This window comes from Ferrovibrio sp., assembly GCF_964218355.1.
Taxonomy (GTDB): Bacteria; Pseudomonadota; Alphaproteobacteria; order Ferrovibrionales; family Ferrovibrionaceae; genus Ferrovibrio.
On record NZ_CAXPMC010000009.1, the window covers coordinates 35343 to 60385 of the forward strand.

23 protein-coding genes, 1 other RNA gene and 1 riboswitch are annotated in these 25043 nt (G+C 66.9%); of the genes, 15 read left to right on the forward strand and 9 right to left on the reverse strand.

The features are described from left to right. The first annotated feature begins 146 nt into the window (after window positions 1–146). Together ACEQZY_RS04275 and ACEQZY_RS04280 are read left to right on the forward strand one after the other, a co-directional pair. Window positions 147–800, forward strand: a complete 654-nt coding sequence (locus ACEQZY_RS04275; RefSeq protein WP_341703683.1) for a hypothetical protein — start codon at window positions 147–149, stop codon at window positions 798–800. Window positions 801–888: 88 nt separating this feature from the next. Beyond that, window positions 889–1545 carry a hypothetical protein gene (locus tag ACEQZY_RS04280; protein ID WP_341703684.1) on the forward strand — a complete coding sequence of 219 codons (657 nt, stop codon included), beginning with the start codon at window positions 889–891 and terminating at the stop codon, window positions 1543–1545. Window positions 1546–1549: 4 nt separating this feature from the next. On the opposite strand, the gene ACEQZY_RS04285 is transcribed toward ACEQZY_RS04280, so the two are convergent. The 3 genes from ACEQZY_RS04285 to ACEQZY_RS04295 are packed head-to-tail and all read right to left on the reverse strand — an operon-like array spanning window position 1550 to window position 3972. Further along, complete coding sequence (locus tag ACEQZY_RS04285) at window positions 1550–2326, reverse strand: SDR family oxidoreductase (protein ID WP_341703685.1); 777 nt, start codon at window positions 2324–2326, stop codon at window positions 1550–1552. After that, window positions 2320–3000, reverse strand: coding sequence for an SDR family oxidoreductase (locus ACEQZY_RS04290; RefSeq protein WP_370152555.1), 681 nt, complete (start codon window positions 2998–3000; stop codon window positions 2320–2322). Before ACEQZY_RS04290 ends, ACEQZY_RS04285 begins: the two co-directional genes overlap by 7 nt. A gap of 24 nt (window positions 3001–3024) precedes the next feature. Beyond that, on the reverse strand, window positions 3025–3972 hold the full coding sequence (locus ACEQZY_RS04295; protein WP_341703687.1) for a hypothetical protein: 948 nt from the start codon (window positions 3970–3972) through the stop codon (window positions 3025–3027). A 101-nt stretch (window positions 3973–4073) separates the two neighbouring features. Between ACEQZY_RS04295 and ACEQZY_RS04300 the strand changes: the two genes are divergently transcribed. Beyond that, window positions 4074–4937 carry an IS1595 family transposase gene (locus tag ACEQZY_RS04300; RefSeq protein WP_370152558.1) on the forward strand — a complete coding sequence of 288 codons (864 nt, stop codon included), beginning with the start codon at window positions 4074–4076 and terminating at the stop codon, window positions 4935–4937. A 27-nt stretch (window positions 4938–4964) separates the two neighbouring features. Here ACEQZY_RS04300 and ACEQZY_RS04305 read toward each other — a convergent pair whose 3' ends face one another. Beyond that, window positions 4965–5630 (reverse strand): hypothetical protein, encoded by a 666-nt coding sequence (locus ACEQZY_RS04305; protein ID WP_370152561.1) that lies wholly within the window; start codon window positions 5628–5630, stop codon window positions 4965–4967. A gap of 224 nt (window positions 5631–5854) precedes the next feature. Here ACEQZY_RS04305 and ACEQZY_RS04310 point away from each other — a divergent pair, with 224 nt between their 5' ends. From ACEQZY_RS04310 to ACEQZY_RS04330, 5 genes are all read left to right on the forward strand, one after another. Next, window positions 5855–6175, forward strand: a complete 321-nt coding sequence (locus ACEQZY_RS04310; RefSeq protein ID WP_370152564.1) for an ArsR/SmtB family transcription factor — start codon at window positions 5855–5857, stop codon at window positions 6173–6175. A 3-nt stretch (window positions 6176–6178) separates the two neighbouring features. Continuing rightward, the gene (locus tag ACEQZY_RS04315; RefSeq protein ID WP_370152567.1) at window positions 6179–6826 is read left to right on the forward strand and encodes a cation transporter; all 648 of its coding nucleotides are present in this window, start codon (window positions 6179–6181) and stop codon (window positions 6824–6826) included. Between the two features lie 225 nt (window positions 6827–7051). Next, window positions 7052–7834 carry a TerC family protein gene (locus ACEQZY_RS04320; RefSeq protein ID WP_341703690.1) on the forward strand — a complete coding sequence of 261 codons (783 nt, stop codon included), beginning with the start codon at window positions 7052–7054 and terminating at the stop codon, window positions 7832–7834. Between the two features lie 94 nt (window positions 7835–7928). Further along, window positions 7929–8606: an exopolysaccharide biosynthesis protein gene (locus ACEQZY_RS04325; protein ID WP_370152570.1), complete on the forward strand. Its 678-nt coding sequence runs from the start codon at window positions 7929–7931 to the stop codon at window positions 8604–8606. 13 nt (window positions 8607–8619) lie between these two features. Further along, window positions 8620–9516, forward strand: a complete 897-nt coding sequence (locus tag ACEQZY_RS04330) for a diacylglycerol kinase family protein (RefSeq protein WP_370152573.1) — start codon at window positions 8620–8622, stop codon at window positions 9514–9516. A gap of 154 nt (window positions 9517–9670) precedes the next feature. Here the strand turns inward: ACEQZY_RS04330 and ACEQZY_RS04335 are convergent, their stop codons facing one another. After that, on the reverse strand, window positions 9671–11341 hold the full coding sequence (locus tag ACEQZY_RS04335) for an isovaleryl-CoA dehydrogenase (protein WP_370152574.1): 1671 nt from the start codon (window positions 11339–11341) through the stop codon (window positions 9671–9673). Continuing rightward, the gene (locus tag ACEQZY_RS04340; protein WP_341704286.1) at window positions 11338–11970 is read right to left on the reverse strand and encodes a TetR/AcrR family transcriptional regulator; all 633 of its coding nucleotides are present in this window, start codon (window positions 11968–11970) and stop codon (window positions 11338–11340) included. The genes ACEQZY_RS04335 and ACEQZY_RS04340 overlap by 4 nt, the downstream gene beginning before the upstream one ends. A gap of 355 nt (window positions 11971–12325) precedes the next feature. Between ACEQZY_RS04340 and ACEQZY_RS04345 the strand changes: the two genes are divergently transcribed. After that, window positions 12326–12877, forward strand: coding sequence for an AAA family ATPase (locus ACEQZY_RS04345; RefSeq protein ID WP_370152576.1), 552 nt, complete (start codon window positions 12326–12328; stop codon window positions 12875–12877). 7 nt (window positions 12878–12884) lie between these two features. On the opposite strand, the gene ACEQZY_RS04350 is transcribed toward ACEQZY_RS04345, so the two are convergent. Both ACEQZY_RS04350 and ACEQZY_RS04355 read right to left on the reverse strand, forming a co-directional pair. Continuing rightward, complete coding sequence (locus ACEQZY_RS04350) at window positions 12885–16562, reverse strand: hydantoinase B/oxoprolinase family protein (RefSeq protein ID WP_370152579.1); 3678 nt, start codon at window positions 16560–16562, stop codon at window positions 12885–12887. A 77-nt stretch (window positions 16563–16639) separates the two neighbouring features. Beyond that, entirely contained in the window at window positions 16640–17242 is a 603-nt protein-coding gene (locus ACEQZY_RS04355) for a winged helix DNA-binding protein (protein WP_370152582.1), read from the reverse strand. 145 nt (window positions 17243–17387) lie between these two features. On the opposite strand from ACEQZY_RS04355, the gene ACEQZY_RS04360 reads away from it, so the two are divergent. The 5 genes from ACEQZY_RS04360 to ACEQZY_RS04380 all read left to right on the forward strand — a co-directional run bounded on the left by ACEQZY_RS04360 (window position 17388) and on the right by ACEQZY_RS04380 (window position 23677). After that, entirely contained in the window at window positions 17388–18311 is a 924-nt protein-coding gene (locus tag ACEQZY_RS04360) for a DMT family transporter (protein WP_341704290.1), read from the forward strand. Next, window positions 18308–19081, forward strand: coding sequence for an N-acetylmuramoyl-L-alanine amidase (locus tag ACEQZY_RS04365; RefSeq protein WP_341704291.1), 774 nt, complete (start codon window positions 18308–18310; stop codon window positions 19079–19081). The genes ACEQZY_RS04360 and ACEQZY_RS04365 overlap by 4 nt, the downstream gene beginning before the upstream one ends. 73 nt (window positions 19082–19154) lie before the next feature. Continuing rightward, an RNA gene (rnpB, locus tag ACEQZY_RS04370) (RNase P RNA component class A) lies at window positions 19155–19537 on the forward strand. 43 nt (window positions 19538–19580) lie between these two features. Further along, a riboswitch (cobalamin riboswitch) is annotated at window positions 19581–19779 on the forward strand. 308 nt (window positions 19780–20087) lie between these two features. Then, window positions 20088–22235: a TonB-dependent receptor gene (locus tag ACEQZY_RS04375; protein WP_370152586.1), complete on the forward strand. Its 2148-nt coding sequence runs from the start codon at window positions 20088–20090 to the stop codon at window positions 22233–22235. Beyond that, on the forward strand, window positions 22181–23677 hold the full coding sequence (locus tag ACEQZY_RS04380) for a PepSY domain-containing protein (protein ID WP_370152588.1): 1497 nt from the start codon (window positions 22181–22183) through the stop codon (window positions 23675–23677). Before ACEQZY_RS04375 ends, ACEQZY_RS04380 begins: the two co-directional genes overlap by 55 nt. A gap of 3 nt (window positions 23678–23680) precedes the next feature. On the opposite strand, the gene ACEQZY_RS04385 is transcribed toward ACEQZY_RS04380, so the two are convergent. Beyond that, window positions 23681–24310 carry a hypothetical protein gene (locus ACEQZY_RS04385; RefSeq protein ID WP_370152591.1) on the reverse strand — a complete coding sequence of 210 codons (630 nt, stop codon included), beginning with the start codon at window positions 24308–24310 and terminating at the stop codon, window positions 23681–23683. A 245-nt stretch (window positions 24311–24555) separates the two neighbouring features. Between ACEQZY_RS04385 and ACEQZY_RS04390 the strand changes: the two genes are divergently transcribed. Beyond that, window positions 24556–25011, forward strand: coding sequence for an MraZ family transcriptional regulator (locus ACEQZY_RS04390; RefSeq protein WP_341705805.1), 456 nt, complete (start codon window positions 24556–24558; stop codon window positions 25009–25011). Window positions 25012–25043: the final 32 nt, after the last annotated feature.

Sequence of the window (25043 nt, forward strand, 5' to 3'; positions counted from 1 at the left end):
CACGGCCCGGGAGCGCGGCCAAGGCCGGGCCGCCAGGGATCCGGCATATGGCGCGGCAACGCTTTCTTTACGGCGGCCATGGCTGAATATGCTAGAATCCAGTACCACGCCCGGCCGCAACCGGCCGGCCGCCGGAGACCCTGACGATGACCTATACCCGGGAGAATCCCAGCCCGCGCTTCCAGCAGCTGCTGGGTTTTTACCGGCAGCTGCATGACGGCGGCGATCCGGAGATGGCGATCCCGCCGGAGGAGATGTTCGACGGTCATGCCATCATGGCCCATGCCGGTTTCCTGCGCGACCTGATCGAGGGATTCCGCTGCCGCAGTGTGCTCGATTACGGGGCCGGCAAGGCGATGGCCTATACCAGCGCGGTGTTCAAGCGGCCGGATGGCAGCAAAGCCAGGGGGCTGAAGGAATACTGGGGGGTCGACGAGGTGGTGCTGTACGACCCCGGCTACGAACCCTATGCGACGCTGCCCGCGCGCCGGTTCCATGCCGTCATCAGCACCGACGTGATGGAGCATATCCCGGAAGAGGATGTCGACTGGGTGATCGACGAGCTGTTCGGCTTTGCCGAGCGCATGGTCTATGCCTGCATTTCCACCTATCCGGCCCAGAAGCATTTTCCCGATGGCAGCAATGTCCATGTCACCCTGCGGGATTCCGCATGGTGGCTGCAGCGCTTCCGCGCGCGCAAGGCGGCGCTGGGCTCGGATGCCGAGTTCATCCTGGTGGTCTATCGCGATGCCAGCGACAAGGCCCCGGAAATCCTGACCTCGTTCCCGCGGCCGCAATGACCGGGCCGCAGTCATACTGTCCGGCCGGCGCCGATTGGTCTAGGATGCCGCCGGGGGCTCACTACCGGTCGAAAGGATGCTGTTGCCCATGACCTACAGCCGGGAAAATCCCAGCCCACGCTATCGCGAGCTGCTGGGTTTCTATCAGCAGATGCATGCCGAGGGCGATGCCGCGCATGAGATTCCGGCGGACGAGATGTTCGACGGCCGCAACCTGATCCCCCATGCGATGTTCCTGAACGAGCTGTTCCGCAAGATGGGCATCCGTACCGTACTGGATTACGGCTCCGGCAAGGGGATGGCCTATACGCGCACGGCCTTCAAGCTGCCGGATGGCAGCCAGGTGCAGGGGGTGAAGGCCTACTGGGGCGTCGACGAGATCGTGCTGTACGATCCCGGCAACGATCCCGATGCGGTGCTGCCCGACCGCGTCTTCGATGCGGTGATCTGCACCGACGTGATGGAGCATATCCCGGAGCAGGATCTCGACTGGGTGATCGACGAGCTGTTCACCCATGCCCGCCGCCTGGTCTTCGCCAGCATCTCGACCTGGCCGGCGCTGAAGCTGTTCCCGGACGGCACCAACGTCCATGTCACGCTCAAGGATGTCGACTGGTGGCGGCAGCGTTTCTTCGCGCGCAAGGCGGCAACCGGATCGACAGCGGAATTCGCGCTGTTCGTCTACAAGAGCGCCAAGGACCCGGAGCCGGTGCTGCTGACCTCGCGCGACAAGCCGGCCGCCTGACCGCTCAGCGTCCGCCCGCCACGTCGAGCAGCGACGCCGTCAGGTAGTCGCAGGAATCCTCCAGCAGCCACAACACCGCCGCCGCCACTTCGCCGGCGGTGCCGGCACGCCCCATCGGCGTGGTGGCGCCCAGCCGGGCGGCGCGGTCGGGCTGGCCGCCGCTGGCATGGATCTCGGTATCGATCAGGCCCGGCCGCACGGCATTCACGCGGATGCCTTCCGGCGCCAGCTCGCGCGCCAGTCCCACCGTCATCGTGTCGATGGCGCCTTTCGAGCCGGCATAGTCGACATATTCGCCGGGCGAGCCGAGCCGTGCCGCCATCGACGAGAGATTGACGATGCTGCCGCCGCGCGCCCCATACTGGCTGCCGCGGGATGTCGACATGCGCCGCGCCGCCTCGCGGGCGCAGAGATAGGCGCCCAGCACGTTGATGTCGAAGATGCGCTTCATGCGCTCCAGCGAATAGTCGGCGAAGGCCTGTTTCGGCCCGACGATGCCGGCATTGTTGACCAGCCCGTCCAGCGGACCGAAGGCGGCCATGGTCGCATCGAACATGGCAATCACGTCGGCCTCGCTGGCCACGTCGCCCTGGATGGCGATGGCCTGGCCGCCGGCGGCCTTGACGGCAGCCACGGTTTCGGCGGCCGCCTTTTCGTTGCCGGCATAATTGACGCCGACCGACCAGCCGCGCTCGCCGGCGCCGATGGCAACGGCGCGGCCGATGCCGCGGCTGCCGCCGGTGATCAGGATATGCTTCGCCGGCTTCAGCTGTTTCACCATGGGATCTCGCTGCCGTCGTAGTTGAAGAACTTCCCGGTGTCTTTCATGGTCGCGCCGTCGATCACCTTTTTCAGGCCGGCGCCGCTGGTGGCCACATCGATGGCGGCCGAGGGGCCGCCCATGTCGGTCTTCACCCAGCCCGGATGCAGGGTGAAGCAGGCGATGCCGTCGGCTTTCAGGTCCATGGCGAGATTGCGCATGGCGGCATTCACCGCCGCCTTCGAGGTGCGGTACACGTAAGAGCCGCCGGGCGCTTCCGCGATCGAGCCCATGCGGCTGGAGATGGTGGCGATCTTCGCCGTCTTCGCCTTCTGCAGCGATGGCAGCAGGGCCAGCGCCATTTTCATCGGCGCCACGACATTCACCGCCAGCACCCGGCGGAAGCCGTCGAAATCGCTGATCGCCCGGGCGCCGTCGCGGTTGCCGTAGATGCCGGCATTGTTGATCAGCAGGTCGATGGCGCGGTCGCGGTATTTCGCCGCCAGCGCATCGATGGCGGCATCGTCGGTGACCTCCAGCGGTGCGATGGCAAGGCTGCCTTTCAGGCCGGCCAGTGCGGTGGCCGCCTGCGGGTCGCGGCAGCAGGCGATCACGTCCCAGCCATCGGCCAGATAGCGCGCGGTCAACTCGAGCCCGATGCCGCGGTTGGCGCCGGAAATCAGCAGGGTCGGCATGGCGGGTCCTCCACGTGAAACAGTCTAGACCGGGATGGCGCGGGCCGCCATGCGGCGATAGAGCGGCTGCAGCAGGCCGGGCAGCATGTACATGGGCAGCTGGCCCATGGCGAAGAAGATCACCATGTCGAAGACCGCGCGGTCGGCCAGCGCCACCATCACCAGACCCATGTTGCAGTTGCCGGCGAGGATGCCCAGCGTCAGCGCCGCCGGCTGGCCGAGCCGGAAGATCCAGCGTCCGACCGCATAGCCCAGCACCTGCAGTGCCAGGTTGGCGACGAAGGCCGAAACGGTGGCGAGGATCACGTAACCCGGCTGCGCCAGCAGCTTGTCGGTCACCCCGTCCATGATGGCGACGGCGAACAGCACCAGTGCCAGCACCGAGGCACCGTCGACCAGCCGGCTGTTCTGCTGCAGCCAGCCCGGCGGGGTCAGCCGGCGGGCCAGCAGGGCACCGCCGAAGGCGACGCCGACCATCAGGCCGAGCCGGGCCATGAATTCGGCCAGCGACATCTGCACCTCGATATCCAGCAGCCACAAAGCCAGCGGCGGCAGGGTGACGGGCACCAGCGCGGTGGCCAGCACCATCACGATCACGGCGAGCGCGGCATCCAGCCCGAGGATCAGCGCGATCGCCACCGTGCCGGTGATCGGCGGCGCCGCCGCCATCAGCACGATGGCCTCGGTCAGCGGCTGCGGCAGGCCGAGCGGCGCCAGCGCCGCCCAGACCAGCAGCGGGCAGGCCAGCAGCAGGAAGGCCACGGCAGGCACAGTCAGCAGCGGGCGTTTCGCGTAAGCCCGGAAGGCACCCCAGTCCAGCCGCATCAGCGCCAAAGTCAGCGGCAGCAGCAGGAACACCACCAGGCCCGGCCGCAGCAGGGCGGCCAGCGGCGGCACCGCCAGGCCGATCAGCACGCCGCCGAACAGGCATTTGGTGGCGTGGCGGCCCAGGAAATCCAGCAGGCGGATCATGCGGCGGCCCCGCGACACAGAGGGCAGGGGGGGTGTTTCCGGAATATCCCCTTGACGTAAGTAAGCGGCGAGACTATATTGGTCTTCATAGGAGGCCCGATATGGCTAAGCAGTTCACTGTCCAAGACTTCTTCCGCCGCTTCAAGGATGATGACGCCTGCTTGGACCATCTTATGACTGTCCGCTATGGCGAGCGGGTGACGTGCCCGAAGTGTTCCAAGTCCGGACGGTTTGTCCGGATCACCGGCATTCCGGCCTATGCCTGCCCGACGCCCCGTTGCGGCCACCATATCCACCCCATGGCCGGCACCCCCTTTGCGCGGACGCATACCCCGCTGCAGAAGTGGTTCTATGCCATGTACCTGTTCACCACGTCGCGCCATGGCGTGTCGGCCAAGGAACTGCAGCGCCAGCTAGGCGTGACCTACAAGACGGCGTGGCGGATCGGCCACGAAATCCGCAAGTACATGGCTGCCGTTGACGGCACTCCTCCCATGGGCGGCCATGTCGAGATTGACGAGACCTATATCGGCGGCAAGAACCGTGGCGAAGGTCGCGCCAACAAGATGAAGGGCAAGGCCACCGTGTTCGGCATTGTCGAGCGGGCCGGCAACCTGTTCACCAAGGTGGTCCCCAATTCCCGCCGTGTCACGCTGGAACCCATCATCCGCGATCTGGTCGAGGAAGGCAGCACCGTCAACACTGACGAGCATCCGGCCTATAACGATCTGCGGGACGGCTACAGGCACGTTGCGCTCAATCACCGTGCCGAGGAATGGGTACGCGGCAAGCACCACACCAATTCGATTGAAAGCTTCTGGGGCCTGCTCAAGCGGTCAATCCGCAGCACGCATATCAGCGTTTCCGCGAAGCACCTGCCGAAGTATCTGGGCGAGTTTGAGTATCGTCACAACATGCGGAAGCATCCGGAGAAGATGCTGGGCCGTCTGCTGCTGTCGTTTTAGCCATCGCCATTAGCAGGGCGTCGAACCTCAGTTCTGCGTCATCCTGATGTGTTGATACTTCCGAACGCATAGCGCGATCAATCCACATATCCACTGGAATGGTTTGCTTGCTGCTCCCCATGTTTTCCTCACCTGCCCAACAGGAACAATTACTCTATTTAGAATCGGCTGCGGTGCAGAGAGAATATCTCTGGGTTCCGTCCTGCCGCCATCAGGAGCATCCGGCTCCAGAACAAAAACACTATCTAGTTTGTTAAGGCGCCAAAAATCCTTTGTCGGCTTGGTTATTTCATTCCCACCCATAAACAGGCCGCGCGGCTCAATGTCGCCGTTCATTGCGGCTTTATCGAACTCCATAACGGCCTGCATATGCACCAGCCACCACTCTCCGCTGGTTGCGTATTTCCACCAGCCCCACGCGGAATCAAAGGCAATATAACGGACGGCATCTCGTGCGGACCAATCGCCAGGATTTCTAAAGCGGCTCAATAGCCACGCAATCGTTAGCGTTATGACCCCGGCGATGAGTAACTCGACAATGATCCGGGTGACCGGGTTAGACAGCCACCCAGCAATGTTTGCTGTCGTAATTCCGAGATCAGCAGCCACCACTAGGATTGCCCATAGACAAAATTTACCCAGCAGGGTTCTGGCGATCCCGTCCGCAGCCCTCGATGCAAGCCAGCCAAGCATGCGCCGGACTCTACTCCCAGCGCGTTACCTTCGTCAAAGGGATACATTGGGGGTGTTTCACGTGAAACACTTCGGGAACACAGGTGCGGACGGTCATGGCAACAGCATCGGGCGAGAGCAGTTTTTCTTTTTCGTCCGGCAGCTTAGACCGATCAGTCGGACAGCGCGAGGGCGGAATTGCCCTGCTTGACTCAAAACCTGAAAACATTTAAACAGCTGTTTAAATGTTTGAGATCGGGCCTATCGCACATCCCCACCTCGTCCAGCTGGCCGACATGTTCCGGCTGCTCGGCGATCCCAGCCGGCTGCGGCTGGTGACGGTGCTCTGCGACCGTGCCCTGCCGGCCACCGAGGCGGCGAAGGCAGCCGGCATGTCGCCGCAGCTGGCCAGCCATCATCTGCGGCTGCTGCGCGCCGCCCGTCTGCTGCGGGCCGAACGGCGCGGCCGCCGGATCGTCTACGGCATCGCCGACAGCCACGTGCATCACATGCTGGCCGACATGGTCGCCCATGTCGCCGAGCCGCACCCGGAAGAGAAGGACTGATCCATGAGTGCCGCCTGCGGCCATCACCATCACGATCATCACGGGCATGACCACGATCATGGCACCGGCAGCCCGCGTTTCGCCCTGTGGATCGCGCTGGTCCTGAATGCCGGCATGTTCGCGGTGGAGGTGGCGGCCGGGCTGGCGGCCGGTTCGACCGCGCTGCTGGCCGATTCCGTCGATTTCCTCGGCGATGCCGCCAATTACGGGCTGGCGCTGGCGGTGCTGTCGCTGGCGCTGGTCTGGCGGGCGCGGGTGGCTTTGCTGAAGGGGCTGTCCATGGGCCTGTTCGGGCTCTGGGTGATCGCCATGGCCCTCAGCCATGCCATCGCCGGCACCGTGCCGGAACCCGCCACCATGGGTGCGGTCGGCGTCGCGGCGCTGGCGGTGAATGTTGGTGTGGCGCTGCTGCTGTACCGGTTCCGCACCGGCGATGCCAACATGCGCGCGGTGTGGCTGTGCAGCCGCAACGACGCCATCGGCAACCTCGCCGTGCTGGCGGCGGCCAGCGGCGTCTTCGCCACCGGCACGCCCTGGCCGGATATCGCGGTGGCGGCGCTGATGGCCGGCCTGGCGATCTGGAGCGCCGTGCAGGTGATCGGCCATGCCCGCCGCGAATTGCGGACACCGCAGCCGGCGGCCGGCACGTGATGCGGCGGTAGGAAACCGCCTTTCAACCTGCCGCGCCGGGCCGCCGGCCTCCGGTGTCGGCAGGGTGGCCGCGGTTTCCGCCGGACCGCCGTTCTTTCGGCTTGAATTTTCCGCCCGGTGGCTTAAGTACGGAGCCACGTCCGGGCCCCTCTGGCTGCTGTGAATCGGGATGGCAGCGATGTCGGACGGCTTCCATAAAGCCACCCGCCCAGGATTCACGATCCCATGGACCTTTCCGTCTTCCTGCAGCCGGCTGCCCTGCTGGCGCTGGCCGGCCTCGTCGCGCTCGAACTCGTGCTGGCCGTCGACAACCTGATCTTCATCACCATCCTCACCGGCCGCCTGCCGCCGGAACAGCAGAAGATGGGCCGTCGCCTCGGCCTGATGGGTGCGGTGGTCACCCGTATCATGCTGCTGCTGTCGGCGGCCTGGCTGATCACCCTGACCGCACCGTGGTTCACGCTCTTCGATATCGAGATATCGGGGCGCGACCTGGTGCTGATCCTCGGCGGCCTGTTCCTGATCTGGAAGGCCACCATGGAAATCCACGAGCGTGTGACGCCGAAGGATTCCGACGAGCTGGAGGAGAAGGCGGCCGGGCCGAAGCGCTATCCGGCCTTCTGGGCGGTGATCGGCCAGATCGCCATCCTCGACATTGTCTTCTCGCTGGACAGCGTGATCACCGCCATCGGCCTGTCGCGCCAGATCGAGATCATGGTGGCCGCCGTGCTGCTGTCGGTGATCATCATGGTGATCCTGGCCGAGCCGCTGGCGCGTTTCGTCAACCGCAATCCCAATGTGGTGATGCTGGCGCTGTCCTTCCTCGTCATGATCGGCATGGCGCTGGTGGCCGAGGGCTTCGATGTCGAGATCCCGAAGATCATGATCTACGGCGCCATGGGCTTCTCGGTGGCGGTCGAGATGCTGAACATGGCCTCGCGCCGGGCCCAGCTCAGCCGGCCCTTCCGCGACATCCGCGATCCGGATGGCAGGACCGAAAGCGACTGACGCGGGCGACTGACGCGCCACCGGATCGCGGCAGATTTGCTGCCGCGATCCGGCCGCGTTTTGGCCGCATTCGCCGGGCAGGGTGGCCGCCGTCATGGAAACCGCCTTGCCATCGTCGCCGCCGATACCGGACCATGCCGCCCCGTCGCGGCAAAGCGGACGGCGCCCGCCCAGCATCGCCCGCGACCTGTCGCGCCTGCGCTGCCGCGGCCGCACCGATGGCGTGACCCTGCAGCAGGCGGTGGACAGTTTCGCCGGCCGCTCGACGCCTTTGCTGCTGCTGTTCCTCGGGCTGCTCGGCTTCGTGCCGTCACCGGGCCTGCCGCTGGGCATGATCACCGGACTGGCCATCATCTGTGTCGCCTTCGGCATGCTGCTGCGGCCGGGCCGGCCGCCGATCCCGGCGGCGCTGGCCCGCCGGCACCTGTCGCCCGGGCTGCTGCGCCGGTTCATGGCCTTTGCCATTCCCTTCGTGCGCCGGCTGGAACGCTGGTTCCGGCCGCGCCTGCGCTGGGCGGTCAGCGGTCTCGGCCTCGTGCTGGCCGCGCTCGGCATCGCCGTGCAGGCGGTCGGCCTCGCGCTGCCGCTGCCCTTCGGCAACCTGCCTTTCGCGCTCGGCATCGTGCTGATCGCGCTGGGCCTCCTGACCGGCGACGGGCTCGGTGCGCTGGCGGGCCATGCCGTGGGGCTGGCCAGTGCCGCCGTCTTCGTCGGGCTCGGCATCGGCGCGGTGCAGGCCGGCCACGGCCTGGCCGATTATCTGCCCTGGTAGGGAGCGGGACGGCATGACCCTCTCCGTCGTCATCAATGCCGCCTCCGGCACCGCGCAGCATTACGGCGCCGGCGCCCTGCGCGACCTGATCGCCGAAACGGCAACGAAAGCCGGCCGCGCCCATGTGACGGTCGACGTGGTGGCGCCGCAGGCGCTGCCCGATGCGCTGGCGGCCGCCGCGGCGCGGTCGCCGGAAGTCTGGGTCGGCGGCGGCGACGGCACCCTGCGTTCCGCCGCCGCGCTGATGATCCGGCACCGCGGCGTGCTCGGCGTGCTGCCGCTGGGGACCATGAACCTGCTGGCCCGCGACCTGAATATCCCGCTCGAGATCGACCGCGCGGTGCAGGCCCTGTGCGGCGCCGAGGTTGCCGCAATCGATGTCGGCCGCGTCAATGACGGGCTGTTCCTCAACAAGTCGGCGCTCGGCCTGTACCCGGAGATGATCGTCGACCGCGAACGCCGCCGCCGCCTGTTCGGGCTGGCGAAATGGCCGGCAATGGCCCGTTCGGCCTGGCGGGCGCTGCGGCGCCACCGGATGATGGAGATCACGCTGGAACATGGCGGCCGCGAACGCGAGATCGTCTCGCCGGCCATCGTGGTGGCGGTGGGCGAATACGAATTCCATGCCGCGCGGCTGTTCGGCCGGCCCGACCTGCAGACCGGCGAACTGACCGTCTATGTCAGCCACGAGAAACGCTGGTTCGGTTCAGCCGGCCAGCTTGCCCGGCTGTTCCTCGGCACGCTGGAGGCCGATCCGGCGCTGGAAGTGATCAAGGCGCACAGCCTGCGCATCGGCTTTCCGCGGGCGAAGCCGGTGGCCAGCGACGGCGAGATCGAGATGCTGCCCGGCCCGGTGCATTACCGCGTCGGCCCGCGCGCCCTGAAGGTGCGCATGCCGGCGGAGGGGTAGCCGCTGTCTTTATCGTCGCTCCCGCGGATGCGGGAGCCCAGCCCGGCGGCGCGACCGGGTACCCGCTTGCGCGGGTACGACGGAGAGGGGCGTTCCGTGCCGGGCGTGTTCATTCCGGCCCCATTCACACAGGCTCTTTTCACACAGGCCCCTTTCACACCGGCCGGGCGCGGTCGGCAATCGCCCGGGTATCCGTGCCTTTGGGCAGGGTGCCGAAGGCGCGGCCCCAGTCGCCGCCCAGCCGGCTGGCGCAGAAGGCATCGGCCACGGCGGGGATCGAATGGCGCACCAGCAGGGCGCCCTGCAGCGTGACCATCATCTTCTCGACCACGTGGCGGGCGCGGTGTTCCATCTCGGCGGTGTCGGCGAATTCGGCCTTCAGGTCGTTGATCGCCGCATCCAGCGCCTTGTCGTTGCCGCGGGCCGGAATCAGCTCGGCGAAATAGGCCTCGATGCTGTCCGGATGCTTCTGCAGGGCGCGCAGCACGTCGAGGCACATCACGTTGCCCGATCCCTCCCAGATCGAGTTGAGCGGGATTTCCTTGTACAGCAGCCCAAGCGGCCCCTCGTCGACATAGCCGTTGCCGCCATGCACCTCCATGGCCTCGACCACGGCATTGGGCGCGCGCTTGCACACCCAGTATTTCACCGCCGGCGTGCACAGCCGGCGGAAGGCGGCGCCCTGCTCGCTGGCTTCCGCGCGGTCGAAGGCACGCGCCAGCCGCAGGGCGAGCAGGGTGGCCGCCTCGGATTCCAGCGCCAGGTCGGCCACCACATTGGTCATCAGCGGCTGGTCGATCAGGTGCCGCTGGAAGGCGCGGCGGTGATAGACGTGATGCAGCGCCTGGGCCACCGCGCCGCGCAGCAGGCCGGCCGAGCCCAGCGCGCAGTCGAGCCGCGTATACGTGCCCATCTCGATGATGGTCGGCACGCCGCGGCCTTCCTCGCCCAGCAGCCAGCCATGGGCATTCTCGAACTCGACCTCGGAGGAGGCATTCGATTTGTTGCCGACCTTGTCCTTCAGGCGCTGGATACGGATGGCGTTCGGCGTGCCGTCGGGCAGCCAGTGCGGCATGAAAAAGCAGCTCAGCCCCCCCGGTGCCTGCGCCAGCACCAGATGCGCGTCGATCTGCGGGCAGGAGAAGAACCACTTGTGGCCGGTGATGACATATTCCTGGCCCGGGCCGCCGGCGCCCGCGGGCAGGGCCCGCGTGGTGTTGGCGCGCACGTCCGAGCCGCCCTGCTTCTCGGTCATGCCCATGCCGATCAGGGCGCCGGATTTCTGCGCCACCGGCTTCATCGCCGGGTCGTAGCTGCGGCTGTAGATTTTCGGCAGCCATTCGGCGGCAATCGCCGCATCGCGCTTCAGCGCCGGCACCGAACCATAAGTCATGGTGGTGGGGCACTGGCTGCCCGGTTCGATCTGCGCATGCATCACATAGGCCGCCGCGCGGGCGACATGGGCGCCGGGCTTCGGATCGGCCCAGGGTGCGCTGTGCAGGCCCTCGCCGATGATCAGCCCCATGATGTTGTGCCAGGCGGGATGGAACTCGACCTCGTCGCGGCGATGGCCGAAGCGGTCGAACAGCTTCAGCTGCGGCGGAAACCGGTGCGCCAGCCGGCCCTGCTCGATGGCCCAGGCACTGCCGAGTTTCGCGCCATAGGCGGCGAGCTGGTCCTTCGCCCAGCCGGCGCCGTTCACCTCGGCCGCATTCACCAGGCCCCTGTCGGTGGCGAAGAGGTTGTAGTCTTCCAGGGCCGGCGGCTGGTTCAGCACCTCGTGGGTGTCGAAGGCGGCATTGGCCGGGGGCAGCAGGGCCGTCATGGTCTGTCCTTTCGGGATGATCTCGGGTCTGGTCCGACCGCCTGCACGCAGAAGCGCGCGAGGCCGGCAATCAGCATGTCCTGGTCGGTGCGTTTCGCCTGCGGCGCCAGCGGGCCGATCAGCGCCTCGTTCAGCGCGCCGGTCATCGCCGAAGCGGTCAGCACGGCATCCTGCGGCGCGATCTCGCCGGCGGAAATCCCGTCTTCGATGATGCCGGCAAAGATGTCGCGATAGGGCAGGCGGTAACGCAGCCGGTCGGCCTCGACCAGCGGATCGACCGGCTCGGCCAGCAGGGCCCAGGCCAGCCGGCGGCCCTTCAGCGCGCGGCGGGCGAAGACCTCGACCACCCGGGCCAGCCGCTCGCGCGCCGGACCGGGCTGCCGCGCGGCCTCGGCGCAGACATCGATCTCGCGCTGCGAGCCGCGGCGGAACACCTCGTCGAACAATTCGGCCTTGGAGGGGAAATAGCGGTAGAGGGCGCCGGTCGACAGCCCGGCCTCGGCGGCGATGGCCGGAATCCCGGTGCCGCCATAGCCATGGCGCGCCACCAGCGCCAGCGCCGCATCGACGATGCGCTCGCGGGTCTCGGTCAGCCGTGCCACCACGGCTTCGGTGCGGCGATAGGCCATGCGTTTCTCCCTGCCAAGAAGTGAAACATGGTTCACTTCTTTCGGCAAGCAGGAAGATCGTGGTGTCTTGAAGCCGCCGGGGGGCGCCTATATGGAGGCTGCGGCAGCCTTGCCGCCGGCCGGCAGCCGGCCCCGGTCCGCCGGTCCGCAGCGGGCACCAGCGGTCCGCAGCGGTCACGAACGGTCACCAGCGGTCAGAAACGGTCACGAACGGTCGCCAGCGGGATCAGGCGGTTGGCCGGTTCTCCGGGGATGCCGGTGCTATCACTGCTGTCACTGATATTATCCGCCCCGCCGGCGGGTTTTCCGCATCCGGAGGTTTCCCGGCCCCGCGGCCGGATTCTACACTGCCGCCATGAACCTGCTGTTTCTCTATGGCAAGCCGGCCACCGGCAAGCTGACCGTAGCCCGCGAGCTGGCCGCGCTCACCGGCTACAGGCTGTTCCACAACCACCTGACGGTCGACCTGCTGCTGCCGGTCTTCGAGTTCGGCAGCCGGCCCTTCGTCGATCTGCGCGAAAGGATCTGGCTGATGGTGTTCGAGGCCGCGGCGAAGCAGCGCGAGCATGGCCTGATCTTCACCTTCGCGCCCGAGACCACGGTGCAGCCGGATTTCGTCAGCCGCACCGTCGACATGGTGGCCACCGCCGGCAGCCGGGTGCGCTTCGTCGAGCTGGTCTGCGCCATGGACGAGGTCTACCGCCGCATCGACAACCAGTCGCGCCGCCAGCATGGCAAGCTGACCTCGCACGAGGTCTACGAGAAGCTGGAATCCCAAGGCGTCTTCGCCACGTCCCATATGCCGAAGCCCGAGGTGCGGATCGATACCGGCCGGCTGCAGCCCGCCGCGGCGGCGGCGCAGATCATGAAAGAGCTGGGCATACCCCGCGCCAGGCCGGCGGGCTGAGCGCCAGCTATTCGGCCGCCTGTTTCAGCCCTTCCGCCTTGCCGAAGCCGCCGCCCGACGGCGTCGAGATCACGAAGACATCGCCCGGCTGCATCGGCACCGAACAGCGGCCTTCGAGGACCTGCCTCTCGCCGCTGGTCCGCTCCACCCATTGCCGGCCGGTCTCGCCGGTCGCGCCGCCTTCGAGGCCGAAGGGCGGCACGGTGCGGTGCGAAGAGAGCAGGGTGGCCGTCATCTCGGTCAGGAAGCGCATGCGGCGGATGGTGCCGTCGCCGCCCCGGTGCCGGCCCCTGCCGCCCGAGCCGCGGCGGATGCGGAAGCTTTCCAGCAGGACGGGAAAGCGGAATTCCAGCACTTCGGGATCGGTCAGCCGGGCATTGGTCATGTGGGTATGCACGGCGTCGCAGCCGTCGAAATCCGGGCCGGCACCGCTGCCGCCGCAGATCGTTTCGTAATACTGGTATTCGTCGTTGCCGAAGGTGAAGTTGTTCATGGTGCCCTGGGCGGCGGCCATCACGCCGAGGGCGCCGAACACGGCGTCCGTAATACATTGGCTGGTCTCGACATTGCCGGCCACCGTGGCGGCCGGGAATTGCGGATCGAGCATCGAGCCGGCCGGGATCACGATTTCAAGTGGTTTTAAGCAGCCGCCATTCAGAGGGATGTCGCTGTCGACCAGGCAGCGGAAGGCATACAGAACGGCCGCGACGCAGACCGCCTTGGGTGCGTTGTAGTTGGTCGGATGCTGGCCGGATGTGCCGGTGAAGTCGATCTTCGCCGTGCGCGCTTCGTGGTTGACGGTCACGCCGACATGGATTTCGTAGCCGTCATCCATCGGATAGACGAATTTTCCGTTCTTCAGGCGCGAGATGACGCGGCGGACGGATTCCTCGGCATTGTCCTGTACGTGGTTCATGTAGGCGCGCACGACATCGAGGCCGAACTGGTCGACCATCTTGCGCAGCTCCTGCGCACCCTTTTCGCAGGAGGCGATCTGCGCCTTCAGGTCGGCGATGTTCTGTGCCGGATTGCGCGACGGGTATTTGCCGGATTTGAGGATGGCGACCGCCTCTTCCTCGAGGAATGTTCCGCCATCGACCAGCAGCACGTTGTCGAGCAGCACGCCTTCGTCTTCCACCGTGCGGGAATCGGGTGGCATCGAGCCGGGAGTCGTCCCGCCGATATCGGCATGATGGCCGCGGCTGCCCAGATAGAACAGAACCTCCTTGCCGGCCCGGTCGAAGACCGGGGTGATCACGGTGACATCGGGAAGATGCGTGCCGCCCGCGTAAGGTGCGTTCAGCATGTAGACATCGCCCGGCTTCATCTGTCCGGCGCGCTTGCGCATCACCGTCTTGATGCTTTCGGACATCGAGCCCAGATGCACCGGCATATGCGGCGCATTGGCGATCAGTTCGCCGTCGAGGTCAAAAATGGCGCAGGAGAAATCCAGCCGCTCCTTGATGTTGACCGAATAGGCGGTCTTCTCCAGCACGCTGCCCATCTGCTCGGCGATCGACATGAACAGGTTGTTGAAGATCTCCAGCATCACCGGGTCGACCTCGGTGCCGATGGCCTTGCGCTGGGGCAGGGCTTCGATCCGCTTCAGCACCAGGTCGCGGCGCTCGGTCAGGCGGGCCTGCCAGCCCGGCTCCACAACGATCGTGCTGGTCGGCTCGGTGACGATCACCGGGCCTTTCAGGACCTCGCCCGGCCGCAGGGCCGCGCGGTCGTAGACCGGGGTGTCGCGCCAGGCGCCGGCCATATAGGCCTGGCGCTGCGCGAGGCTCGGGATCTGCGCCTGTGCGCGTGGCGTGCCGGCGGCCTCGACATGGTCCGGCGCGCGCTCGCCGGCGCCGACCACCTCGACCGCCACCGAGCCGGCGATCAGCGCCTTTTCGGGGCTGATGAAGCCGAAGCGCTGGCGATGCGCCGTCTCGAAGGCGGCCCGGATCGCGGCAAGATCGCCGAACTCGACCTCCAGTGCGGAATCCGAACCGCCATAGCGGACATGCAGCTTGCGCAGCACGGTGATGCGGCTGTCCGGCACGCCCTGGGCCAGCATCTCGGCCTTCGCCTCGGCGGCAATCGCCTCGATCTCGGCGCCGAGCTGCGGCAGCGCGGCGGCATCGAGCGCGACCTCGACCGATTTCTCGCGCAGCACGCGCTGGTCGGCGAGACCCATGCCGTAGGCTGACAGCACGCCGGCCAGCGGATGCAGCAGCACTTCGGTCATGCCCAGCGCGTCGGCCACCAGGCAGGCATGCTGGCCGCCGGCGCCGCCGAAGCTGGACAGCACATACTTGGTGACATCGTAGCCGCGGGCGACCGAGATCTTCTTGATCGCGTTGGCCATGTTTTCGACGGCGATGGCGAGATAGCCTTCCGCCATTTCCTCGACCGAGCGGGTATCGCCGGTCTCGGCCCTGATGCGCGCCTGCAGGTCGGCGAATTTCTCGCGCACGATGCCGGCATCCAGCGGCTGGTCGCCATCGGGGCCGAAGACGGCCGGGAAGAAATCGGGCTGCAGCTTGCCCAGCAGCACGTTGCAGTCGGTCACCGCCAGCGGCCCGCCGCGGCGGTAGCAGGCGGGGCCCGGATTGGCGCCGGCCGAGTCCGGTCCGACGCGGTAGCGGGCGCCGTCGAAATGCAGGATCGAGCCGCCACCGGCCGCCACGGTGTTGATCATCATCATCGGTGCGCGCATGCGCACGCCGGCCACCATGGTCTCGAAGGCGCGTTCGTATTCGCCGGCATAATGGCTGACATCGGTGGAGGTGCCGCCCATGTCGAAGCCGATCACCTTCCCGAAGCCGGCCCGGGTCGATGTCTCGACCAGGCCGACGACGCCGCCGGCCGGGCCCGAGAGGATGCTGTCCTTGCCCTGGAAGAAATTGGCATCGGCAAGGCCGCCATTCGACTGCATGAACATCAGCCGCAGGCCGGCCTCGGCGGCATTCAGCTCACCGGCCACCTGGTCGACATAGCGGCGCAGGATCGGCGACACGTAAGCATCGACCACGGTGGTGTCGCCGCGGCTGACGAACTTGATCAGCGGCGAGACCTGGTGGCTGGCCGAGACCTGGGTGAAGCCGAGCTTGCGGGCCAGCTCCGCGACCTTCGCCTCGTGCTCCGTGTAGCGGTAGCCATGCATGAACAGGATGGCGCAGCTGCGGATGCCGTCGGCATGGGCCGCCTTCAGTGCCGCCTCGGCGGCGGCGAGGTCCAGCGGCGTCTCGATGCTGCCATCGACGCGCACGCGCTCGGGGATTTCCACCACGCGCTCGTACAGCATCTCGGGCAGCACGATATGCAGGGCGAAGAGATTGGGCCGGGTTTGGTAGCCGATGCGCAGCTGGTCGGCGAAGCCTTCGGAGACCAGCAGCAGCACGCGGTCGCCCTTGCGCTCCAGCAGCGCATTGGTGGCCACGGTGGTGCCCATTTTCACGGCGCTGACGGCGCCTTTCGGCAGAGCCTCGCCGGACTTCAGGCCCAGCAGGTCGCGGATGCCCTGCACGGCGGCATCCTTGTAGCGCTCCGGGTTTTCCGACAGCAGCTTGTGGGTCACCACGCCGCCATCCGGCCGGCGGCCGACGATGTCGGTAAACGTGCCGCCGCGGTCGATCCAGAATTCCCACTGGCCGGCGGTTTGGGGGCCGGCGGCGGGATTGGCGGTCTGGGTCATGGCAGGCTCCGGGGCGCGGTGGCAGTGGAGGCAGACGGTTACAAAACGTTGACAAATTGTCAACGTCCGGCAGATGCCTACAGCGAGGCGGCGGAACGGGCCGCCTGGTCGTAGATACCCGACAGGGCCCGCATCAGCTCGGCCACCCGCGACAGGTCGCCCTGTGCCTGTCCGGCCCGGGGCTGGCCGATCAGGGCAAAGGCCTGGCCCAGCAGCTGTTCGCGGATCTTGCGGTATTCCAGGCACAGGGCCTGTCCCTTCGGGGTGGTGCTGTAGAAGATTTCCTTGCCCTTGCGGGTGCCGGAGACAAGGCCGAGGCGGACCATCTTCTTCAGGCCGTAATTGACGGTATGGGAATCCTCGACATTCAGCACGAGGCAGAGATCGGCCAGCCGTTTCGGCCGTTCGCGGTGATTCACCCCGTGCAGCACCATCACATCCAGCGCCGCGAGGTCGCCCTGGCCGTCCATTGCGGCATTGGCGGCGCCCATGCAGCGCACGATCCAGCGGGCAAAGGCATTGCCGGTCATCATCAGGGCGAATTCGAACTCGCTGAGACCTTCCAGTTTTTCGCTGGCCAGATGCGCGGAGGAGACGATGGCGCGGCGCGGGCTGCCGGCAGCGGATTTGCGCCCGGTAGCGGCGGGCGTCCGGGCGGCGGAACTTTTCGCTCTGGCCATGCTGTTTCCCTGTTCGCGGTGCCTCGAAAGCGGGCAGGGCGCGGCATCCGTTGCTGCCCCGCATACCCCCCTTGCAGCCAGCGCATGGCCCGGTGGGTAAACAACCGTAGCCCGCCAGCAGCCCGGTTTGCTAGGGTCCCGGCCCATGAAGCCTCAACATCTCGCCCTGATGCTGCTGATCTGCACGATCTGGGGCTTTAACTTTGTCGCATCGAAGATCGCGGTCACGCAGTTTCCGCCCGTCTTCTTCACCGGGCTGCGCTTTCTTGGCGTCGGCCTGCTGATGCTGCCCTGGCTGAAATGGCAGCCGGGCCAGATGCGGCTGGTCATCCCCGCGGCGCTGCTGATGGGCACGCTGCATTTCACCCTGATGTTCAACGGCATCGCCCTGGCCGACGATGTCGCCGTGGTGGCGGTGGTGATCCAGCTCGGCGTGCCGATCTCCACCCTGATGGCCTGGGGCATGCTGGGCGAGCGGGTGCGCTGGAAGCGCGGACTTGGCATAGCCCTTGCTTTCCTCGGCACCATGGTAATCAGCTTCGACCCGAAGGTGATGGGCTATCACACCGCGATCCTGTTCTGCATCGGCAGCGTCCTCGCCATGTCGTTCGGCCAGATACTGGTGCGGCGCATCCGTGATGTCGGCACCTTCGAGATGCAGGCCTGGGTCGGCCTGGTCAGCGCACCCAGCCTGCTGATGATCTCGTTCCTGGCCGAAAGCGGGCAGACCGCCAGCATGCTGTCCGCCGAGTGGGAACACTGGGCCATGATCGTCTATGCCGTGCTCGGCGTGTCGCTGGTCGGCCATGGCGGCGCCTATTTCCTGCTGCGCCGCTATCCGGTCAGCATCGTCAATCCCGGTTTCACGCTGGCGCCGATCCTCGGCATCCTGTCGGGGATCGTGTTCCTCGACGAGCGCCTCAGCGAGCGCGTGGTGATCGGCTCGGCGATGACGCTGATCGGCGTGCTGATCGTGACGCTGCGCGAGGCCAAGGTCGCCGAGGCCCGTGGTGCCCGCCCGGGCGAAGCCGCGCTGGCGCCTGCATCGGAGAAGGCGGCCGGGGAATGATCAGGCTGGTCGATCGGCCATCGCCGAATTTCGACGATCGCAACTGCCGCCGGCCGGTCGATACGGTGGTGCTGCATTATACCGGCATGCCGACCGCGCAGGCGGCGCTGCAGCGGCTGTGCGACCCCGAGGCCAAAGTCAGCGCGCATTACTGCATCGACGAGGACGGCACGACCTATCGCCTGGTCGACGAGGGCAAGCGCGCCTGGCATGCCGGCATCTCCTTCTGGCGCGGCGTGCGTGACGTCAATGCCCGCTCGATCGGCATCGAGCTGGTCAACCCGGGCCATGAATTCGGTTATCGCGAGTTTCCCAAGCCGCAGGTTGATGCCCTGCTGGCGCTGCTGGGCGATATCGCGCAGCGCTATGAAATTCTGCCCGGCAACTATGTCGGCCATTCCGATATCGCGCCGCAGCGCAAGGAAGATCCGGGCGAGCTGTTCCCCTGGCACCGGCTGGCGGCGGCGGGCTTCGGCCGCTGGTGGGCCGACAGTTTCCGCGTCTCGCCTCATGCACCGGTGCTGGCGGCGGGCGAGCGCAACGGCGCCGTGCTGGAACTGCAGCTGGCGCTCGACCGCATCGGGTACGGCATCGAGGGCAGCGGCCTGTATGACCCGCTGACCGAGGCGGTGGTGCGCGCATTCCAGCGGCACTGGCGCCCGGCCCAGGTCGATGGCATCAGCGATGCCGAGACCACCAGCCTCATCCACCATATTGCCGAACAGGTGACGGTGCGCCGGGTCGGCGCCGGCCGGCCAGCCGACGCCTGACGCCGGCTTCGTTCCGGCGGCGGCGATTTCCCGGCTTGACGGCGACCGGCCGGGGCCGTACCTGTGCCCGGTGCCAGACGGCTGGACGGCCGCGGTGTTGCAAGACATCGAGGAAAGTCCGGGCTCCACGGAAACACGGTGCCGGGTAACGCCCGGCGGGGGCGACCCCAGGGACAGTGCCACAGAGAGCAGACCGCCATATCGCGCAAGCCATATGGCAAGGGTGAAAGGGTGCGGTAAGAGCGCACCGCGCGACCGGCAACGGAAGCGGCACGGCAAACCCCACCGGGAGCAAGACCAAATAGGGATGGCGGCAGGCGTGAGCCTGCGGAGCGGTTTCCGGCTTGCCATCCGGGTCGGTCGCGCGAGGTGTCCGGCAACGGGCATCCCAGAGGAATGGCCGTCCAGCCCATGCGAGTGGGTGGACAGAACCCGGCTTACAGGCCGTCTGGCACGCTTTTCCGCGGATGCTTTGCAATTGACTCGCAGCACGGCTGCTGGCAGTGTCCGCGCCGATGGTGCCCGCAAGGGCCTAACAGGGAACGCGGTGAGGACGATCCGTCCGAAGCCGCGGCTGCCCCCGCAACTGTAAGCGGCGAGTCTTCCGTCACATCAGCCACTGGCGCATCGGCGCCGGGAAGGCGGCGGCAGGCACCGACCCGCGAGCCAGGAGACCTGCCATCAGTCGTGGTCACACGCGAACGCGTCGGGCGGGGTGTCTCGATGGGTGTTTTCTCCGCATGCCGGGTCTGTGCATGCCGGAGAGGGCCTTGTTCGCGGTGACGTGCCACACGTTGCCCGAGGTCCGACCCATGACCGTACCCGTTCCCTCTCCCCGTTAGCGGTGCTGCGGCCCAGGCGTTGTCCGCCCGGTCCGTATCTGACTCCGGTTGCCACGCAATGGCCCGTATCGACATGGGCTTGCATGGCTGCATATATGTAATGTTATAACATTACATATATCAATATCCCGGTAATCCAAAGAATCCTGACCTGGGGGTAAGACATGCAGTCCATCCGTTTGCCCGCCCTTCTGGGCGGCGCGGCTTTCCTGTCCATCCTGTCGGCTGCTGCTGCGCAAGACCGGCCGGCGCAGCTGCCGGCCATCACGGTCTCTGCGGACAAGGCGCCCGAAGAGGCGAATGCGCCGCAGGAAAACAGCCTGAACCTGAATGTCCCGGCCAGCACCGGCAGCCGGCTCGGCCTGACGCCGATGGAAACCCCGGCCAGCGTCGAGATCATCCCCGGCGCCACCATCCGCGAACGCGGCGCCACCTCGGTGAACGATGCGGCCGCCCGCGCCGTGGGGTTCAGCACCTCCGCATCGCCCGGCAATGGCGGCACCGCCCTGTCGGCACGCGGCTTCAGCGGTCACAGCTCGGTGGTGCAGCTCTATGACGGCACCCAGTTTGCCGTCGGTGCCGGCACCGTCACCTTTCCCTTCGACACCTGGACGCTGGACCGCATCGAGGTGCTGCATGGTCCCGCCTCGGTGATGTACGGCGCGGGCGCGGTCGGCGGTGCCGTCAACGTGATCCCGAAGGCGCCGAACCGCACCCGCTACGAGCACGAGGCGGCCCTGTCCTTCGGGTCCGACATGACCTGGCATGCGGCGGCCGGCAGCGGCGGGCCGCTCACCGACAGGCTGTCCTACCGGGCCGATGTGTCGAGGCGCCAGTCGGATGGCTGGATCGACCGCGGCGATTCCGAAAGCCTCGCCCTGTCGCTGGCCCTGCGGGCCGATATTTCCGACAGTTTTGCCGTCACCCTGCGCAACGATTACGGCAACCAGGAGCCGATGCGCTATTTCGGCACACCGCTGGTCAATGGCGCGCTGGATGAATCGCTGCGGAAGAAGAGCTACAACGCGCTCGACAGCGTGATCACCTATCGCGACAACTGGACCCAGCTGAAGATGGAATGGGAGGCCACCGATGCCCTGACGCTGACCAATACCAGCTACCTGCTGGTCAGCGACCGGCACTGGCGCAACATCGAGGATTACACGCATAACTCCGGCAGTGGCCTGATCAACCGTGCCGATTACCTGGAAATCCTGCATGCGCAGGAGCAGTACGGCAACCGTGCCGATGCCAGCCTGGAGAACAGCCTGTTCGGCTTGCGCAACCAGACCACGGTCGGCCTGGATGTCAGCCGGATCGATTTCCGCCACACCAACAACTCGCCCTATGGCGGCTCGTCGTCGGTCGATCCCTACAGTTTCGATCCGGGGCTGTTCAGCAGTCCGGACATCACCAAGCCAAAATACGACACCGACACCACGCAATATGCGCTGTTCGCCGAAGACCGGCTCAGCCTGACCGACCGCTGGTCGGTGGTCGGCGGCCTGCGCTACGACAATGTGCACATGACCCGCGAGGATCTGATCACGGCGTCGAACGGGTTCAGCAAGACCTTTGCCAATGTCACCTGGCGGCTGGGCACGGTGTACGATCTCACCGATACCACGGCCATCTACGGGCAGTATGCCACCGCCGTCGACCCGGTCGGCGGTATCGTTACGCTGTCTGCCGCCAGCAGCGCCTTCACGCTGGCCACGGCCGAACAGGCCGAGATCGGCGTCAAGCAGTCGATCCTGAACGGCCGCGGCGAATGGACGCTGGCCGGCTACCACATCGTCAAGCACGACCTGCTGTCGCGCGATACGGCCAATCCCAACGTTACCCAGCAGATCGGCCAGCAATCCTCGCGGGGCGTCGAGCTGGCCTTCGCGTTCGACCTGCTGGAGAATCTGCGGCTGGAGGCCAATGCCAGCCTGCTGGATGCCCGCTTCGACGACTTCAGGGAAAGCTCGGGGGGCGTCGCCGTCTCCCGCGCCGGCAACACGCCGTCCAACGTGCCGGAGCGGCTGGCCAATCTGTGGCTGACCTGGGGGTTCGCACCGGACTGGAAGGCAATGGGCGGCGTGCAGTATGTGGGCGAGACCTACAGCAACAATGCCAACACGCTGAAGCGGCCGGACTATGCCGTCGTCGATCTCGGTATCGCCTGGTCGCCGGAGGAAAACACCAGCGTGGCCCTGAAGGTGTTCAACATCTTCGACGAGGTCTATGCCACCAATGCCTATGGCGGCGACCAGTGGCTGCTCGGCCGGCCACGCACCGCCATGGTCTCGACCAGCATCCGCTTCTGATGGTCCGGGTCTCGCACCGGGCGGGCCGGCTGTTCCAGCGGTGGCTGTATCTCAGCCACCGCTGGCTCGGCATCGGCAGCTGCATCCTCTTCGCCGCGTGGTTCGTCTCCGGCGTGGTGATGATGTATGTGCAGTTTCCGGCCCTGTCGGATGACGAGCGGCGGCAATGGCTGCCGCCGCTCGATCCCGGCCTGGTCCGGATCGATCCGGCCGCCGCGCTGTCGGCGGCCGGGCAGGGGCGGTTTCCCCGCACCCTGCGGCTGGAGATGCTGGGTGTGGAGCCGGTCTGGCGCCTGACCGGCTGGGATGGCCGCAGGCAGGCGGTGTCGGCCGCCGACGGCCGCCGCATCGACACTGTGCCTGCCGCGCAGGCGCTGGCGGCGATCCGCATGATGGCTCCTGACGCAACGCCGGCCGGCGCGGTGACGCGCGACCAGTGGACGGTGACGGCGCGTTATGACTCCCTGCGGCCCTTCCATCTGGTGGCGCTCCACGACGCGGCCGGCACCGAACTCTATGTTTCGGCCGCCACCGGCGAGATCGCACTCGACACGACGCGCAGCGAAAGGCTGTGGAACTGGCTCGGCGCCATTCCGCACTGGATTTATTTCACGCCTCTGCGGGCGGATGCGCCTCTGTGGCGGGATGTTGTGCTGTGGCTGTCGGGCCCCGGTATTGTCGTCGCCGTCAGCGGGCTCTGGATCGGCATCCAGCGGCTGCGGCTGCGCCGTCGCTACAGCCGCGGGCGCATCACGCCTTATCGCGGCTGGATGCAGTGGCATCACCTTTCGGGGCTGATCGGCAGCCTGTTCCTGGTGGCGTGGATATTCAGCGGCTGGCTGTCGATGAATCCCAATCACTGGTTCGGCGGGGGCGGCACACCCGATGCCGCCCTGCAGCGTTACGCCGGCCATGCGGCGCCGGATTTCCCGCTGCCGGCCGTCTGGCCGGCAGCAGATCTGGTCGACCTGCACCTGACCTGGCTCGGCGGCCACCCGCTGCTGGCCGGTCACGACGCAGCCGGCCGCCGCCATGTCGCCGGTGGCGCCGCCGCAGCCGGGATCTTCGCGGCGGCGCGGGCACTGATGCCGGAGGCCGGCCTCCGGCGGCAGGACCTGCTGACCGAGGAAGATGCCTACTGGTACTCGCATCATCACCGGCGCCGGCTGCCGGTGCTGCGCGCGGTCTTCGATGATCCCGAGGCGACCTGGTTCCACCTCGATCCCGAAACCGGAGAAATCCTCGGTCGCAGCGATGCCAGCCGGCGCGCCTATCGCTGGCTGTTCAATGCGCTGCACAGCTTCGACTTCGCGGTCCTGCTGCGCGGGCGGCCGGCCTGGGACATCCTGCTGTGGACGATGTCGGGAGCGGGGCTGGTGATCTCGGTCAGCGGCATCGTGATCGGCTGGCGCCGGCTGCGGCGCCGGCCCGGGCGGCGCTGAAGTTCAGCGGTTCACCCGCAGGATGAAGGCATCGGGGATGATGTCGGGGCATTCGATGAAATGCGGCTCGAACAGCATCGAGAAGCCCTGCTTGGCACGGGTGTCGAGGCACCATCTCTTGCCCTGCGTATCGCGCAGCGACAGCCCGCCGCCGCGGATGTCCCAGAGCTGCGGCAGTTCGTCGAGCATCTGGTTGTTCAGCGCGCAGCCGGAAACGACCAGCAGCCGGCTGCGCGGCTCCATCGCCATGCAGTAGGCGGGATTGGCGGCAAAGAAGATCTGGAAGCCGCGCTCCACCAGCGGCCGGCTGATGAAAAATCCCTGGGTCTGGTTGTCGAGGCTGAACTCGCAGGGCTGCAGCAATACGGCCGCCAGCACCCGCTTCGGGTCGTTGCGCACCAGCTGCGTGGTCAGGCACTGGTTGTTGGCGGTGGACGCGACCACGGAAAACCGCTTCAGAACCGGCACATCGCGCGGCAGGAACTCGTTCATGCTGGCGGCCTGCGCGCCGGGCATGGCTGCCGGCAGCAGCAGGACCAGGGACAGCAGGGCCCGCAGCAGCAGCGCCGCAGCCGGCGCGGATGGCAGGCCGGAACGGCAGGCGGGGGCGGTCTGGTTCCGGGGCAGGGTCATGGCTACCGGTTTAGAGCCGGGTCGGGGCCGGCACAAGCTGGCAGATATGGAATATAAAGAGAACATTTTGGGAATTTATTAGGACATTGCTGGCCGCAAGTATCGGAGAACATTAAGGCGAATCGCCATGAAGGAAGGGTTAAAATCCATTGACGCCCATATAGCACCATGTTATCCCATCTCATCCCAGGCCGAGACTGCCCGACGGGGGTAGCCCTGGGAGCGTATGGACAGGGGCGGCTGGGGTGGAATTCTTCCTCTCAACCTTTCGGAACAAGATCGACGCCAAGGGCCGGGTTTCCGTCCCGGCGCCGTACCGTGCCCTGCTGGCCCGCAAAAGCGCCGAGGGCGGCCTGATCCTCGGCCCCGACATCACCGCACCGGCCCTGGTGGCCGGCGGCCGCGACTATCTCGACGGCCTCAACCGCCGGATCGACGAGCTGCCCGACCTGCATCCGGAACGCGAGATGCTGATCGACGGCCTGCTGCCCTTTCTCAGCGAACTCAGTCTCGACCAGGAAGGCCGGGTGCAGCTTGGCGCCCCGTTCCTCGGCCATGCCGGGCTGGCTTCGCCGGGCGAGGCGGTCTTTGTCGGCCGCCGCCACTCCTTCCAGATCTGGGAACCGAAGGCCTGGGAGGCCCGTGCCGCCGAGGCGCGGGCGAAGGCCGCCGCCTGGCTGCGCGGCGGGAGCGGATCGTGAGCGCGGCGGATCGCAACCGCGCTGCCGCCGGC